Origin of the sequence: Lysinibacillus sp. JNUCC-52 (genome assembly GCF_015999545.1) — a bacterium.
Lineage (GTDB): Bacteria > Bacillota > Bacilli > Bacillales_A > Planococcaceae > Lysinibacillus.
Genome location: NZ_CP065546.1, coordinates 683,891 through 698,472, shown reverse-complemented (window position 1 = coordinate 698,472; position 14,582 = coordinate 683,891). Strand labels below are relative to the sequence as shown.

The 14,582-nt window shown below is 35.8% G+C and carries 15 protein-coding genes and 1 pseudogene; 11 read left to right on the top strand and 5 right to left on the bottom strand.

Features of this window, described 5'->3' with window-relative positions:
• The first annotated feature begins 3 nt into the window (after positions 1–3).
• Positions 4–555 carry a biotin transporter BioY gene (locus JNUCC52_RS03850; RefSeq protein WP_172771254.1) on the top strand — a complete coding sequence of 184 codons (552 nt, stop codon included), beginning with the start codon at positions 4–6 and terminating at the stop codon, positions 553–555.
• Positions 556–568: 13 nt separating this feature from the next.
• The gene (locus tag JNUCC52_RS03845) at positions 569–2,152 is read left to right on the top strand and encodes an amidohydrolase (protein WP_337981455.1); all 1,584 of its coding nucleotides are present in this window, start codon (positions 569–571) and stop codon (positions 2,150–2,152) included.
• Between the two features lie 46 nt (positions 2,153–2,198).
• Here the strand turns inward: JNUCC52_RS03845 and JNUCC52_RS03840 are convergent, their stop codons facing one another.
• Complete coding sequence (locus JNUCC52_RS03840) at positions 2,199–2,408, bottom strand: hypothetical protein (protein WP_172771256.1); 210 nt, start codon at positions 2,406–2,408, stop codon at positions 2,199–2,201.
• Between the two features lie 285 nt (positions 2,409–2,693).
• Between JNUCC52_RS03840 and JNUCC52_RS03835 the strand changes: the two genes are divergently transcribed.
• Together JNUCC52_RS03835 and JNUCC52_RS03830 are read left to right on the top strand one after the other, a co-directional pair.
• The gene (locus JNUCC52_RS03835; RefSeq protein ID WP_337981454.1) at positions 2,694–4,463 is read left to right on the top strand and encodes a glycerophosphodiester phosphodiesterase; all 1,770 of its coding nucleotides are present in this window, start codon (positions 2,694–2,696) and stop codon (positions 4,461–4,463) included.
• Between the two features lie 123 nt (positions 4,464–4,586).
• Positions 4,587–5,537 carry a stalk domain-containing protein gene (locus JNUCC52_RS03830; protein WP_337981453.1) on the top strand — a complete coding sequence of 317 codons (951 nt, stop codon included), beginning with the start codon at positions 4,587–4,589 and terminating at the stop codon, positions 5,535–5,537.
• 75 nt (positions 5,538–5,612) lie between these two features.
• Here the strand turns inward: JNUCC52_RS03830 and JNUCC52_RS03825 are convergent, their stop codons facing one another.
• Positions 5,613–6,383 carry a TSUP family transporter gene (locus JNUCC52_RS03825; protein WP_337981452.1) on the bottom strand — a complete coding sequence of 257 codons (771 nt, stop codon included), beginning with the start codon at positions 6,381–6,383 and terminating at the stop codon, positions 5,613–5,615.
• 124 nt (positions 6,384–6,507) lie between these two features.
• Between JNUCC52_RS03825 and JNUCC52_RS03820 the strand changes: the two genes are divergently transcribed.
• The 7 genes and pseudogenes from JNUCC52_RS03820 (at position 6,508) to JNUCC52_RS03790 (ending at position 10,563) form a co-directional block, all read left to right on the top strand.
• Positions 6,508–7,299, top strand: a complete 792-nt coding sequence (locus tag JNUCC52_RS03820) for a TrmB family transcriptional regulator (protein WP_337981451.1) — start codon at positions 6,508–6,510, stop codon at positions 7,297–7,299.
• 182 nt (positions 7,300–7,481) lie between these two features.
• Positions 7,482–7,859, top strand: coding sequence for a hotdog family protein (locus tag JNUCC52_RS03815; protein ID WP_172771261.1), 378 nt, complete (start codon positions 7,482–7,484; stop codon positions 7,857–7,859).
• A gap of 23 nt (positions 7,860–7,882) precedes the next feature.
• Complete coding sequence (locus JNUCC52_RS03810) at positions 7,883–8,851, top strand: MBL fold metallo-hydrolase (protein ID WP_172771262.1); 969 nt, start codon at positions 7,883–7,885, stop codon at positions 8,849–8,851.
• Positions 8,852–9,059: 208 nt separating this feature from the next.
• Complete coding sequence (locus JNUCC52_RS03805) at positions 9,060–9,233, top strand: hypothetical protein (RefSeq protein WP_337981450.1); 174 nt, start codon at positions 9,060–9,062, stop codon at positions 9,231–9,233.
• 17 nt (positions 9,234–9,250) lie between these two features.
• Positions 9,251–9,409 (top strand): annotated as a pseudogene (locus tag JNUCC52_RS03800) (ATP-binding protein); the annotation flags it as partial.
• A gap of 214 nt (positions 9,410–9,623) precedes the next feature.
• On the top strand, positions 9,624–10,265 hold the full coding sequence (locus JNUCC52_RS03795; protein WP_337981449.1) for a TVP38/TMEM64 family protein: 642 nt from the start codon (positions 9,624–9,626) through the stop codon (positions 10,263–10,265).
• Positions 10,266–10,383: 118 nt separating this feature from the next.
• Positions 10,384–10,563 carry a sporulation protein Cse60 gene (locus tag JNUCC52_RS03790; protein ID WP_172771265.1) on the top strand — a complete coding sequence of 60 codons (180 nt, stop codon included), beginning with the start codon at positions 10,384–10,386 and terminating at the stop codon, positions 10,561–10,563.
• A 103-nt stretch (positions 10,564–10,666) separates the two neighbouring features.
• On the opposite strand, the gene fumC is transcribed toward JNUCC52_RS03790, so the two are convergent.
• The 3 genes from fumC to JNUCC52_RS03775 form a co-directional block, all read right to left on the bottom strand.
• Positions 10,667–12,055: a class II fumarate hydratase gene (gene fumC / locus JNUCC52_RS03785; protein WP_337981448.1), complete on the bottom strand. Its 1,389-nt coding sequence runs from the start codon at positions 12,053–12,055 to the stop codon at positions 10,667–10,669.
• A 290-nt stretch (positions 12,056–12,345) separates the two neighbouring features.
• Entirely contained in the window at positions 12,346–12,564 is a 219-nt protein-coding gene (locus tag JNUCC52_RS03780) for a hypothetical protein (protein WP_172771267.1), read from the bottom strand.
• Positions 12,565–12,734: 170 nt separating this feature from the next.
• Positions 12,735–14,354, bottom strand: coding sequence for an ABC1 kinase family protein (locus JNUCC52_RS03775; protein WP_337981447.1), 1,620 nt, complete (start codon positions 14,352–14,354; stop codon positions 12,735–12,737).
• Positions 14,355–14,582 lie beyond the last annotated feature (228 nt).

The following is a 14,582-nucleotide window of genomic DNA, read 5'->3' as shown; positions in this document are numbered from 1 at the left end:
CGTTTGAAAAAGAGTAATACTTACAATTATGTGTTAGCGGCGTTCGGAGCGGCTATTATCGCAGTTCTTGCACAGGTAACGATTCCGCTACCACTGATTCCAATTACAGGTCAAACTTTAGCTGTAGGCTTAGTTGTTACAATATTAGGTACAAGACTTGGTACACTATCTGTACTTGTTTATATTTTACTTGGCACAGCAGGTATTCCAGTATTTAGTGGTATGTCAGGGGGGTATGGTATCATTATAGGACCGACAGGAGGATATATTGTTGGCTTCCTTGCTGCGGCTGTATTGATGGGTTTATACTTAAATAAATTTGGCATTACCATTGTACAAGCAATCATTGCCAACATTATCGGTATGGTAGTAACATTGGCGTTTGGTACAGCTTGGTTAAAAATTGTCGGCGATTTAACATGGACAGCAGCATTTATGGGTGGAGCTGCTCCATTTATTGTTGTTGGAGTATTGAAGGCAGTACTTGCGGCATGGCTTGGTGTCATCGTACGTCGACGTTTAGAAAGTGCGCATTTAATCGAAGCAATAGCATAGGGGGAGTAATTGGATGGCAACACTTTGGACAGGTGGAACAATATATACGATGGAAAAAACGGGCGAAACAGTTGAAGCAGTACTTGAAAAAGATGGACAAATTGTGGCGGTTGGTACCGTTGACAGTTTGTTACCACAAGCTACAACGGTCCGAGATTTACAAGGAAATGTAATGTACCCAGGATTTGTTGATAGCCATTTACATATTATTGGATATGGGGAAAAATTAATGCACATTGATGTGTCGAATGTAACTAGCAAGGAAGAATTGTTACATATCATTGGTGAACGTATGCAAGGCACTTCTTCAGAACAATGGGTTGTTGCTATTGGCATGAATGAAACAGGGTATGCCGAACCCATTTTCCCAACTTTGTCGGAGCTTGATGCGCTCGGTGAAGCCCATTTGATTATTAAACGTAGTTGCCATCATTTAATTTTAGCTAATTCAAAGGCACTTGCATTTGCTGGAATTACAAACGATACACCTTCACCAGAAGGCGGTATTATTGATAAGAAAAACGGTCAATTAACAGGTGTTTTAAAAGATACTGCATTATATTTAATCGTTAACCATATGCCGTATTATACGCCTGAATATATTGAAGAAGCGCTTCAAAAATCCATAGCATCGCTCCAATCGTATGGCTTAGTAGGTGGTCACTCGGAAGATTTAAGCTACTTCGGTCCTCCTAGTCAACCAATAAATGCTTATCGAAAAATAGTTGATGCGCAACAATCATTTAAAGTGCACTTATTACAACACCATACCGTTTTTGAGGAAGTTGCTTTGTTAAACGAGCAATCAACAACATATGTACAATTTGGTGCAATGAAAATATTCGTCGATGGTGCTTTCGGGGGACGTACGGCCGCTTTACGTGAACCATATTGTGATGACCCTAACAATTACGGCATACTTGTTCATTCAACAACGCAATTAGAGCAGTATGTGCAACTTGCAAGACGTCATGGACAAACAGTTGCAGTGCATGCGATTGGTGATTTAGCAATAGATACAATTTTAGATGTTTTTGCCGCTTTTCCACCTCGTGAAGGGCAATTGGACAGACTAATTCATTGCAGCTTAATTGATGAGGTTATTTTAGATAAATTGGCAGCATTACCGATAGCTGTAGATATGCAACCACAGTTTGTTCAAGGAGAGTATTTAGCGGAGCTTGTGAAGTTAGGTGAGAAGCGCGCACAAGGACTTCATCCATTAAAATCACTGCTAGATCGAGGACTGATTGTAGCAGGTGGCAGTGATGCACCGATTGAAGTACCGAATCCTTTATACGGCATTTACGCCGCTGTGACAAGACGAAATTTCGGTGAAAGCCATCATGGTTTTGGTCCGCAGGAAAAAATTTCACGCTTCGATGCAGTGCGCCTCTATACAGTAGGGTCTGCTGAAATAATTGGCCAGGAGCATGCGAGAGGCAAAATAAAAGAAGGCTTTAGTGCTGATTTCACCGTTTTCGAAGATGATATATTTGCGGTAGATATAGAAAAAGTACCACATATTCAAGTTGCCTATACAGTTGTAGATGGTCGTATCGTATATGAAAGTAAAAAAAATCGTTGTGAAGCTTAGCTTCATAACGATTTTTTTGTACCGAATTTAAAAATGATTGAAGGAGCTATCGTCTATCAGAAAGGTCCTGTACTTGTTTTTCCAATTGTTTAACGCGTACTGTAAGTTCATTTATTTGGTGTTGGAGCGTTTCGGGAGGAAGTGTTTGAAGACTGGACTTTCCATTTTTAATGAGCTTTATCAGAAAGAAAAACATAGCGACCAAAACGAAAAAAATAAAAATAGTACTAATGATATCACCGATGTTGAATTGCATCTAAATTTCCTCCTCCTAATTTGTTGTGATGTTTTATATACCGTATTAACTAAGGAAAGGTTTCAATTTAATATCACATTCAAGCAATTCCCGAGTTTATCTTGCTTAAGCAGAAATCCGCAACCGCAACTTATATGATAGATGTGTGTTTCAAACATCCACAATAAAGCTGGACGCAACATTTTCTATTTGAAAGATAACTTGAAATGCAATAATTATCATACGTTATAAGTAGAAATAATGTGAAACGGCTCGTAATGGATAGTACGCGACAGGGGTGAGGAAATGCAAAAAGCTCGTCAAATTATGCGACAAGCCATCTATAACATTTACACGTATCGCACCGATTATATCCGAGTTTTCATTATGATACGTGTATTTCAGTTTTTATTAGTAATACCAGTGTCAACAGTCGTATTGAAGCTAATGCTAAATGTGACGGGCTACACCCACATTACGGAACAAAATATACAAAGCTTTTTAATGCACCCTTTTGTCTTAGCGATGATGCTTCTTTTAGTATTGCTTATCTTACTTTTTATTTATTATGAAATGGGTTTTCTATTTATCATGGCTTTTAATCAGCAAAGGGGCATCCGTTATCGCTTTCTTACAATGTGGCAACAATTAAATCGCAAGCTTATCTACTTTTTTAGTCTGCAAGTCATTTATTTAATCGTTTATATTGCCCTATTGTTGCCTTTGGCTTCATTTTTGCTTCCTCTTACATTAACGCAAGGAATTACGTTACCTCACTTTATTACAAATGAAATGATGAGCACACGTTTAGGAAGGGTACTTTATGCGGCTATAGCCAGTATATTAGTAATAGTAGGAATACGTAGCATTTTGACCTTACCTATTTTTACAATACAGCCGAAAATTTCTATTCGCCAGTCGTTTCTACAAAGTTGGCGTTTTTCAAGACGAGGATTAGCTGAGCTACTCGTATTACTGGCAATGGTTTTAACAGTTCATTTATTTCTTTTATTAGCTATAACAGTTGTCAGTACGCTACCTTTATTTTTCTTGGAGCGCAATATGCCGAGTGCAGCACTTGTAACGGCAGGTCTTACACTCGCGTTTTTAGAAATGGTCTTTGTTGTGTTATTTAGTTTGTTGCAAGCAATGTTTTCGCAAGTAATGGTTGCCATTACGTATAATACACGTTATATGGCAATGCCAAAATATTCGCATAAGAGCAAACGCTATAACGTATTGCCAATACTGATTGGTGTAGTCTTTTCTATTTTAAGCATGACGAATATATATTCGTTAGAAAAAAGTGTTTACGCACCTGATACAAAAATTATTGCACATCGAGGCTATACAGCAGGACATGTAGAAAACACGATCAATGGACTTGTTAGTGCAGCCAATGCAGGTGCAGATATAATAGAACTTGATATTCAGCAAACGGTAGATGGGGAATTTGTCGTTTTTCATGATCGTACATTAAGGCGCTTAGCTGGTAAAAATGGAGTGATTGCAAATATGACACTAAGTGATTTAAAAACAATTACCATCTATGAAAATGGGTTTACTGATAAAATTTCATCTTTAGATGATTTTATAGAAATCGCAAAAGCACTTGATGTTACATTGCTTATTGAATTAAAGGTACACGGTAAAGAAAGGGAAGACGTATTGCCTCGGTTAGTAGAAAAATTGCGAGCCTATAAGGTGCTTGATACGTATTATGTACAGTCCTCAGATGCGCAATTGATGTCACAGTTGAAAAATTTAACACCTAATTTGCGCGTAGGAATTGTTTATGCACTTAATATTGGACCGATGGATGATTTAAATGTGGATTTTATTGCGTTAGAGGAATCGTGGGTGAATGAAAGCTTAATTACCGAACTAAAGGCACAACATATGGATTTATTTGTTTGGACATTAAACAAAGATCGTTCATTACAGGAGTTTATTGAGAAAAATGTCTCAGGTGTCATTACAGATCATCCAGATGTGGCATTAGATTTAAGATCAAAGCAAAACGAACAACAATATTTTTTACAACGGATATTAAATAAATTGTCCTTTATTTTTTAGCTCGTTAAATCGTAAATATGCTGACTTTCGACAAATGTAAAAATAATTTGGTAATATTGTAACCTTTTTCTTTTGAAATCGACTACTTCATTGAATTCGTGAAATGAAGGAGATGTATTTTTTATGAAAATGACTAAGGTCGTACCATTTGCAATGTCAGCATTATTACTAGGGAGTGTGGCAATCGCTCCAACAGCATCAGCAAACGGAGGAGAAGCAGTTGTGACAAATGCTACACAACAAGATGAACAAAGCCCACAAGTGCAGCCAATTTTTATAAAAGTAGCTGGTACAGTTGAGAATGTGGAAGAACGTGACAATGCGACTTATTATACAACAAAAGATGGAGAAAATACGAACGTATTTGTTGTAAATAAAGACACACTTATTTTTGATAATACAGGGAAAGAAGTAAAGCTTCAAAAAGGAGATAAAGTAACGGCTTATACGTATGCAAATAAGCCAATGCTGATGATCTATCCGCCACAATACAACCCAGAAGTTATCATTGTTGAATCACAGGAAATGGGCAGTGTGACAGTTGACTTTTTCAATGAAGATTTAGTGAATACGGATAACAGCTTAAAATTAAATGTTGGGGAAGAAACAGTAGTCCAAAGCCAACTAGGTAAAGAAGTATCAGTGAAAGATTTAGCAGAGCAACATTTACTTGTGTTCTATACGATTACAACAAGAAGTATCCCAGCACAAACACCACCAACAAAAGTAATCGTTTTAGACGCTGTATCTGAAGAACAAGGTGAAGTAGCTGAGGAAACTGAGGAAGCTTCTTCTAATTCAGCAGTACAAGATATAATAAAAAATGATTTCTATGATATCAATGGCACTACAATGGTGCCTTTACGATTAATTGCCGAAGAACTTGGCTTTAAAGTAGAGTCAACAGGAACTGGCGCAATTGTTTCAAAAGGCGCAGTATCTTATACAATTACACGTGGTGAAAAAGCATACGGCTACAATAAAGCACTTCGTCAATTTGAGGTAGCACCTGCTTTACTAGAACCATCAAAAACATATGTACCTGTTGAATTTTTCGAAGAATTAATGCAATAACATATAAAACCCCCTCCAATCGATGGAGGGGGTTTTATTATGTGAAAATTCAGAATCGTTTCGGTGCCTGACACTTTAACTGAAGAAATAGTCATAGGTGTTTTTGAGAAGGAGGGTCATGGTAACAATGATGAATAATTTTCGTACAAAGGTACTGCCCTTTTTAATGGCAAACTGTGTCCCCACAATAGCCCCAAAAATTTGAGCGATTCCCATAATAACTCCGTATAAATAATGCACTTCGTCTAAATAGACAAACATCAGAAGTGCTGCCATATTGCTGCCTAAATTTAAAAACTTTGCATTTCCAGCCGCCTTTAAAAAATCTAAACCAAGCATTAAAAAAGTAAAAATAAAAAAGGAACCTGTACCAGGCCCTAAAAACCCGTCATAAAAGCCAATCGCTAATAGTAAAAAGATGAGCCCGAAAATACGAATAGGTGAGAGTTTTTTTATTGTAGCGCTGCCTCCCCAATCCTTTTTGAAAATGGTATAAACGCCCACTGCAGCAAGCATAATGAGCATTAAAGGTTTTAATATATCTGGACTAATTAATGTAACGAACCAGGCTCCGATTAGTGATCCAATAAATGCTAATGGGAAATACTTTCTGACAAATCGAAAATCAAGTTTTCCAGAACGATAAAAAGAAATAACAGAAGTTAATGACCCCATCGTTCCTGCAAGTTTGTTTGTTGCAACAGCTGTTGTTGGACTTAATCCTACAAATAAAAGAGCTGGTAATGCTATTAAACCACCACCTCCAACAACAGAATCAATAAAAGCGGCTAAAAAGCCAAGTAATATAAGGATAATTACAACTTGTGGATCTAAATTAAAAATCATGATGTCACTCTTTTCATTTTAGTTACTACCGCAATAGTAACTAAAATAAATATATAAGTAAAGACTATTTTCATTCGCAATTAGATGAATAGTTTTACTATAATGAAACAAATGGAGGTAATGGATGATGGAGTTAATTTCCCAATTGAAGCAATTAGGTTATACAGAATATGAAGCGAAAGCATACATAGCACTTGTACAAAATAATAATGTGACGGCGTATCAAGTTAGTAAAGATTCTAAAGTTCCACGTGCACGTGTATACGATACACTCAATCAATTGGTTGAAAAAGGACTTGTTATGAAGGAAGAGACACCTGAGCAAACAACCTATTCAGCAATACCAAGTTCTATTTTTATCCAAAAAACAGAACAGCAATGGCAATCTAATTTTATGTCCATTGCTGATCAATTAAAGACACTAGAACAAAAAAAGAAAGAAGAAGAAAATCAAATACTAATTATACGCGATAAGGAAACAATTCTTAGCTTCTGTACTGCAATGTTAAAACGAGCAAAAGAAAAAGTACTAATTTCAATGTGGGATGATGTCTATAATATATTACGTGAGGACTTAGAGGAAATTGGGGAAAAAGTGCCCATTCATGGCATTACAATAAATGTAGACAACCCTATAGCTACTGTAGACCAACATCGAACAACCAACTATATTAAAGCTCAAACAACTGCCCATTGGTTTATTATCGCTGTTGATGGAAATGAAATGATTTATGGACCATCACCTTTCCGCAAAGATTTAGCCTTTTTTACTGATGATGCATTCCATATTAACTTTTTAGAAGATTACATTTGGCATGACGTACTTGTCAATCGATTAGTAAAAAGAAGTGATGATAATTTGAATGATTGGATTACGAAAGAAAGAAGTTTATTTTTTTTAGAAAACAAAAATTAATTGGTTACCAACTATTCATTAATCATAATAAACAATTTTATTGAGCCACCTAGTATCACCTCTCAAAAGATGCTAGGTGGCTCGTTTATTGCAAACGTTAATGCACTTATATCTTTTTAATCGTTTATTGAATTATTTTAATATTCAGTCTACAATTTGTTTTATATAGAGGGGGGCAAATGATGAAAGTACAAGTAGGTGAAAAGATTACTTTTGAACGTACGTTTACAATAGAAGATGTTGAATTATTTACAAAGGTATCAAAGGATGAAGGTGTTCATCATATCACACCAGATGAACAAGGTCGTTTTGTTGTGCAGGGGCTTTTGACAGCTACACTCCCAACAAAAGTGGGTGGTGACTTTAACGTATTGGCGCGTACAATGAACTTCGAGTTTTTACGTCCAGTTTTTAGCGGTGATACTATTCGCTGTGATGTCATGATTGAACAATTTGAACTAGATGAAAAAAATCGTCAAGCGATTAATACATCATTTTCTTGTATAAATCAACTTAACAAAGAGGTATTAAAAGGGAGCTTTTCTGGCATTATTCTATAAATTATAGAAGTGGAGGCTAGCATATGAAAACTACAAATATGATGTTTTTTGAACGGCCGTTTCCAAGTGCCAATTGCATTGTTATTCAAGACGATCAACCTTTTTTAGTTGATACGGGCTTTGGTAGTGATGTGCTCCGAACGGAAAAACTTTTAACCGATGCAGGGATATTACCAAAGCAGTTAGCAGGTATCATTAATACACATTATCATAGTGATCATGTTGGGGGTAATCATTATTTTCAACAGCGGTACGCATTACCGATTGCTGCACATCTTTGGGAGGGGGAGATGGTGAACCATTGTGATTTAGAGTCATGTGGTTCCCATTATTTAGATCAACCAGTAGAACAGTATGTTGTGCAACAGCTACTTATAGATGAACAAGAAATTTTAACGGGAAATAGTGCTCTTCAAGTTTTACATACACCAGGACATACATTAGGGCATATAGCTTTATACGAACAAAAGCAACAGATATTAATTTGTGGAGACTTATTTCAATATAATGATGTAGGTTGGTTGAATATTTTTCGTGAAGGCACAAATAGTGTAAGACGTTCATACGAAAGTTTGGAGCGACTCGCTAAGCTACCAATAAAACTAGCTTACCCTGGGCATGGGCGAGCGATTGAAGAACCGTTACTAATGATAGATAAAGCAAGAGAACGACTCGAAAAGTGGATGAAATCTCCTGAGAAAATGGCTTGGCATGCATGTAAGCGAATTTTTTCTTTCACACTGATGCTGAAAAATGGATTAACGAGCAAGGAAATTCCACCGTATCTACTCGGCTGTGGCTGGTTTCATGATTTTGCCGTGCACTCTTTCCAATTAGAGCCTAAGGAGTTTGTCCAACTATTACTGGATGAAATGATTCGCTCTAAAGCTGCCATATGGCAACAGGGCAAGTTATTAGCGACAGCACCATTCGAAATACCATCTTCAAAATGGATTGATGAAGATTGGAAGCCGATTAATTGGACAAGATGATGAAATAATTTTTACAAAAATAAATATGGAACAGTGTTAGAAGAGAAGGAAGTTCTAATACTGTTCTTTTTTATTTGCTTTAAACGAATTAAATCGTCTTATAGGTAATGAAAAGAAATGTTAAGGATTCTTAGAATTTTCGATATATCCTCTTAAGGTTTGAATTTTAAAGTATCTATATCAATTCAAACTACTGAGGTGAATAAGTGTGAAAAACCTTTCTTTCTTAACTCAATTTTTCGCAAATCCAAAAACAATTGGAGCCATTCTTCCAAGCTCAAGTTTTCTCGGTGATAAAATGATTGAAAAAATTGATTTTAAAGTAGCAAAATATATTGTTGTATCTGGGCCAGATACAGGTATTCACAGAAAAATTGCTTGAAAAAAGAAACTCTAATAATGTTTGTACGTTTTTTTAGAGGGGATAAAGCAAGAATGGACGCAAAAGGTACTGGTCTTGGATTGTCTATTTCTAAAAGAATCATTGAACTTCATCATGTGGATTTACGCGCGGTATACAAGGATAGCTGGATAACGTTTATTGTGATGCTCCCTATTGAGGAGAATAAATTAATGAAGAAGCAGGAGATGTGCATGCCAATACATCTCTTTTTTAGTCTCGACTTTTAATAATCACTGTGCAACCTAATTTATCATACATTGACATAAGTATATATTGCTCATCTTAAGAATCCTTAATGATTTCAACGCGTATTTCTTAATATTTAATTCTTATTATGTGTTTATTGAAAGTGTTGAGGAGAGTGTAGAAATGACAAAGAAACTGCTCATAATTGCAATTTGGTTCGTATTCATTTATATATTAAAGCATTTTCAGTTACTGCCACTTAATTTGAATGCACTAAATGATTTGATTTCGGCCAATAAAAATTATGCATACTTATTGTTTATTGGCCTTTGGATAATTAGACTGATATTGCTTATTCCAGGTACAACACTAATGATTTTGGGGGGAGTTTGTTTCCAACCTATTGAGGCTTTCATGTTATCAACTGTAGGCATTGTATTGAGCGAAACGTTCGTCTATATACTTTCAAAAAGCTTTGCGGGGAATAGGCTAAATAAATATTTAGAAAATAGGTACCCCGACTTGAATAATTTATTAGAAACGTACAATTACAAATTTTTAGCAATAGGCGTCATATGTCCAATAGCACCAGCAGATGTGATTTGTTTTTTGTCCGCATCTGTAGGGATTAAGTATTCAACTTACATTTTTACTGTGATTATTGCGAGTACCCCATTAAGGATTCTATATAGTTATATGGGCAGTAACCTTCATGAATATACAGTTGGTTTAGTGTTCGTAATTGTTTCACTAATTTTTGTATTCGCAGCATCGATAAAAATTTGGAATTCACTTAAACAAAAACGATTAGAGCTGCATCAATAGTTTAGTTAAGAGTCTGATTTGTGTAGTCAGGCTCTTAGCTTCCTATCATTTATATTCAATCTATAGTATTGGCAAATATAGACATTTAATATATGATGAATGCAGCGAGGTGATTAAAGTGGCACGATTAAGAACGAACATACTTGAGGCTAGAGATAAAGATACGCTTGAAAACATGATTAATAAATTTTTATATGATTTACCAGAAGGAGACTTTGTCGATATTAAGTATTCTACATATACTTTTTATGATAAGCATAGTGTTTACACAGCTCTTATTCTTTATAAAATTACATAGCAAGTCACGTCTTATAGTGGAATTTCTGACAGAGAAAAAAGCCTTGATGTAATATCAAGGCTTTTTTATGTGTAGTTAGCTCCGTTGTCCCACACTTATAACATTAAGCGTTTGGATAAATCATCGTAGCTGGGTCAACATATTCATTAAATTGTTCTTCAGTTAACAAACCAGAAGCAATAGCAGCTTCTTTTAATGTAGTGCCTTCTTTATGTGCTTTTTTCGCAATTTTTGCTGCATTCTCATAGCCAATATAAGGATTTAATGCAGTGACTAGCATTAAGGAGTTTTGCAGGTTATGATCAAGCACTTCAATATTTGGTTCGATACCAATCGCACAGTTATCATTGAATGATTTCATCGTATCGGCTAGGAGGCGAGTTGACTGTAAGAAATTATAGATAATGACTGGTTTAAAAACATTGAGCTCAAAATTCCCTTGTGAAGCGGCAAAGGCAATCGTTGCATCATTTCCAACGACTTGTGTCACGACCATTGTCATCGCTTCACTTTGCGTTGGATTTACTTTACCTGGCATAATGGATGAGCCTGGTTCATTTTCTGGAATGGTAATTTCACCGATACCAGAACGAGGACCACTTGCTAACCAACGTACATCATTCGCAATTTTCATTAAGTCCGCTGCGAGTGCTTTTAATGCGCCATGCGCCACGACAGCTTCATCATGACTTGTTAGTGCATGGAACTTATTTGCTGCAGATGTAAATTGTTTTCCTGTCAGCTCGCTAATTTCAGCTGCTACTCGATCGCCGAATTCAGGATGTGCATTAATACCAGTACCGACAGCCGTACCGCCAATTGCAAGCTCCTTCATATATTCAACATTATGTTTAATCATTTGCTCAGATTTACCTAGCATTGCTGACCAGCCACTTATCTCTTGACCTAAAGTCAGTGGAGTAGCGTCTTGTAAATGAGTACGTCCGATTTTAATAATATCTTTGAAATTCTCAGCCTTTTCATCCAAGGTAGCTTTTAGTAAGCGAAGGCGAGGTAGTAAATAATCTTCTACTTTTAGTACAGCTGCGATATGCAACGCCGTAGGAAACGTATCGTTGGAGCTTTGTGATTTATTGACATCATCATTTGGATGGATGCGGTCTGATTCACCAGCGTCTTGTAAAATTTGATTTGCACGATGCGCAATAACCTCATTTACATTCATGTTGGATTGTGTGCCACTACCTGTTTGCCATACAACAAGAGGGAATTGGTCATCCCATTGACCGTTTAAAACTTCATCTGCAGCTTGCACAATCGCATTTGCCTTAATATCTGAAAGCTTTCCTAATTTATTGTTCGCAATTGCTGCACTTTTCTTTAGAATAGCCATTGCTTGAATTAATTCAATAGGCATATGCTCAGTGCCAATTTGGAAGTTTTCCTTACTACGTTGAGTTTGTGCTCCCCATATTTTGTTGGCAGGTACTTTAATTTCACCCATAGTGTCTTTTTCGATACGAAAATCCATTTATAACAGCTCCTTCGATATATGTAATGAAAAAACGGATATTCTTAGTCTGATGTAAGAATATCCGTTTAATGCATGCTTATTTCAAAAAATAAGGGGGGATTCTGAAATAAACAAACTAGAGAAAAAATCTATATGATAATGATAATTGTTATCAATTAAAAAGTCAATTGTTCTGCTTAATAAATTAGATTAAATGAGAATTAATCGCAATGTGGTTTGTGAGTATATTATAACTTACCCGTTTTGTCTGCTCATAAACTTTTTCGCCTATGGAAATAGGGAAGAAATTATCTCTTTTTCTTCCCTAAATCTTTTGATAGAGGTTGTTTTTTCGGTATTTTTTCAAACAACACAAATACATGATACTGTCGCTCATCGATTTGAATAACATCGATTACTTTTGCCTTCCGACCTTTTAGTTGGAGGTTTTCATCCACAGTGGGAATGCGTATTAATAACTGATTTAAAATTGAGGACTTATTTTCATAAAAATGAACAACATGCATATTTACAGTTCTCCTTATTCGGTATTTTAGTCAATTTATGAGACATTGAAAGAATATAGAACTATAGATAGAGAGGGAAAGACAGATAGGAAAACGTGGCGAACAGAAATAAAATATGCCTCCTAAACTTTAGGAGGCAATACTCATGCACTGCGAATGGGCGCTGTTTTTTACAATGCTTTGTTATACATACGTTTTAACCATTTTCGTTGCCTCCAACTACTCACAATATATAAAGGAATGGAGAGTGACAATAACACAGCGGATGCTTTATACACTATTGCATAATGCAAATACTTGCCAACGAAAATACCGACTAATGCTAAAACAGTTAATATGAAAATTTGCCTTTTTTGATTTTCATAGACGGAAAAGACAAATTCTCTGTACTGCAAATTTTCCTTTTGGATTAATAAGCGCTGGGGTGTTTCCACGAGATCGTATAAAGAATGAAATACTTTAAAAATCGGTAACGCATTGAGCCATTGTAATACAGACTTCCAATTATTTGAGCTTCCTTGCTTTACCCAATCAGTAAATACTGGTTTAATGATATCTAAAATTTCTTTTTCTGGATTTATGGTTAACAGTAAACCTTCAATTGTCACAAAGGAGCGGCCTAAAAAAATAAATCGTGTAGGTACTTGTATAGGAAGTAGTTTTAAAATGTCGTTCATTTCTTTTTTGACGGCGAATAAGTCCATTTCTTTTACCTTATTTACATCTAATAAGAGTACTTCCTTAAGTAGATTTTCAATGACTTTCAAATCTGCTCCTGGTAGTAAAAAACCTAAACTCTTTAATGTCTCTGCTGCTTGTGCATAATTTTTCAGAAAAATGGCCTGCATTAAATTTTGGAAATTAGCTGCATCTTTTCTTGATATTTCGCCTACCATTCCAAAATCAAGAAGTACAATTGTACCATCTGCCTTTACTAAAACATTTCCAGCATGTGGATCCGCATGAAACATGCCCGCCTCTAACCATTGAGGCAAGAAGGCGCGCAATAATTGCTTTGATAAAACTTCTTTATCAATTTGATTTGTTGATAAAAATACACTATCAGTTATTCTAACACCATCTATCCAATCCATTACTAATACTTGTGATGTACTAATATCGGGATAAGCAGTAGGAATCGTAAGCTGATAGATGTCTTCAAAGCGTTCTCTGAAATGCTTCATTGTATCTAACTCTTTTTTGAAATCCAATTCACGTCCTATAACAGATTTGAGTTCATTAAAGAGCATTCTAAAATTAATAAATCCTTTTGGAATAGGAGCAAAATATTGAGCAAATGAAATAATAATGGCTAATGAACGAAAATCAGTTCGCATAATTGATGGGATGGATGGCCGTTGTACTTTAATAGCTACATTTGTTCCGTCTTTTAGCCTTCCGCGATAAACTTCACCAATAGAGGCAGAAGCCACTGCCTTTGGCTCGATGGAAAGAAGCACATTGTCTATCGGTTTGCCCCATTCCTTTTCCAATACACATTGAATATCTTCCCAAGGAGAGGGAGGTACTTGATCAACTAAATCTTGAATTTGACTAATAAAACTTTTTGGCAGTAAGTCTTCACGAATACTTAAAAGTTGCCCAACTTTAATTAATACACCTTCCAGCTCAAATAGTGTCTGGCGAAATTGTCGACCAAGCTTTTCCCATAACAATTCCCATTGTGCATCCGATTTTTTTCTAAAGCGATACCAATAAACTTGAATAATCATGGAAAATGCAAAGGATAGGATTTTCCACATTCGAAACCAGCTTTTCCTATTTTTCATGCTATATCCCCCAGTTTTATCAATTTGGTAATTAATAAACAATACTTAAATCATACACCAAATATTGTTAAAAATGAGATGAATGTAATTATTTAATATTCGCGGAAGGAAGGTTGAATTCCGTGTCTGAGGCGTAATCCCGCGGAAGATGGGTAGAATTCCGCGAAAGGGAGGTGTAATCCCGCGTCTGAGGTGTAATTCCGCGGAAGAGAAGAGTAATCCCGCGGA

Coding starts and splice junctions, on each gene's coding strand:
- JNUCC52_RS03845 (WP_337981455.1), top strand. CDS start 569: ATGGCAACACTTTGGACAGGTGGAACAATATATACGATGGAAAAAACG.
- JNUCC52_RS03840 (WP_172771256.1), bottom strand. CDS start 2,408: ATGCAATTCAACATCGGTGATATCATTAGTACTATTTTTATTTTTTTC.
- JNUCC52_RS03835 (WP_337981454.1), top strand. CDS start 2,694: ATGCAAAAAGCTCGTCAAATTATGCGACAAGCCATCTATAACATTTAC.
- JNUCC52_RS03830 (WP_337981453.1), top strand. CDS start 4,587: ATGAAAATGACTAAGGTCGTACCATTTGCAATGTCAGCATTATTACTA.
- JNUCC52_RS03825 (WP_337981452.1), bottom strand. CDS start 6,383: ATGATTTTTAATTTAGATCCACAAGTTGTAATTATCCTTATATTACTT.
- JNUCC52_RS03820 (WP_337981451.1), top strand. CDS start 6,508: ATGATGGAGTTAATTTCCCAATTGAAGCAATTAGGTTATACAGAATAT.
- JNUCC52_RS03815 (WP_172771261.1), top strand. CDS start 7,482: ATGAAAGTACAAGTAGGTGAAAAGATTACTTTTGAACGTACGTTTACA.
- JNUCC52_RS03810 (WP_172771262.1), top strand. CDS start 7,883: ATGAAAACTACAAATATGATGTTTTTTGAACGGCCGTTTCCAAGTGCC.
- JNUCC52_RS03795 (WP_337981449.1), top strand. CDS start 9,624: ATGACAAAGAAACTGCTCATAATTGCAATTTGGTTCGTATTCATTTAT.
- fumC (WP_337981448.1), bottom strand. CDS start 12,055: ATGGATTTTCGTATCGAAAAAGACACTATGGGTGAAATTAAAGTACCT.
- JNUCC52_RS03780 (WP_172771267.1), bottom strand. CDS start 12,564: ATGCATGTTGTTCATTTTTATGAAAATAAGTCCTCAATTTTAAATCAG.
- JNUCC52_RS03775 (WP_337981447.1), bottom strand. CDS start 14,354: ATGAAAAATAGGAAAAGCTGGTTTCGAATGTGGAAAATCCTATCCTTT.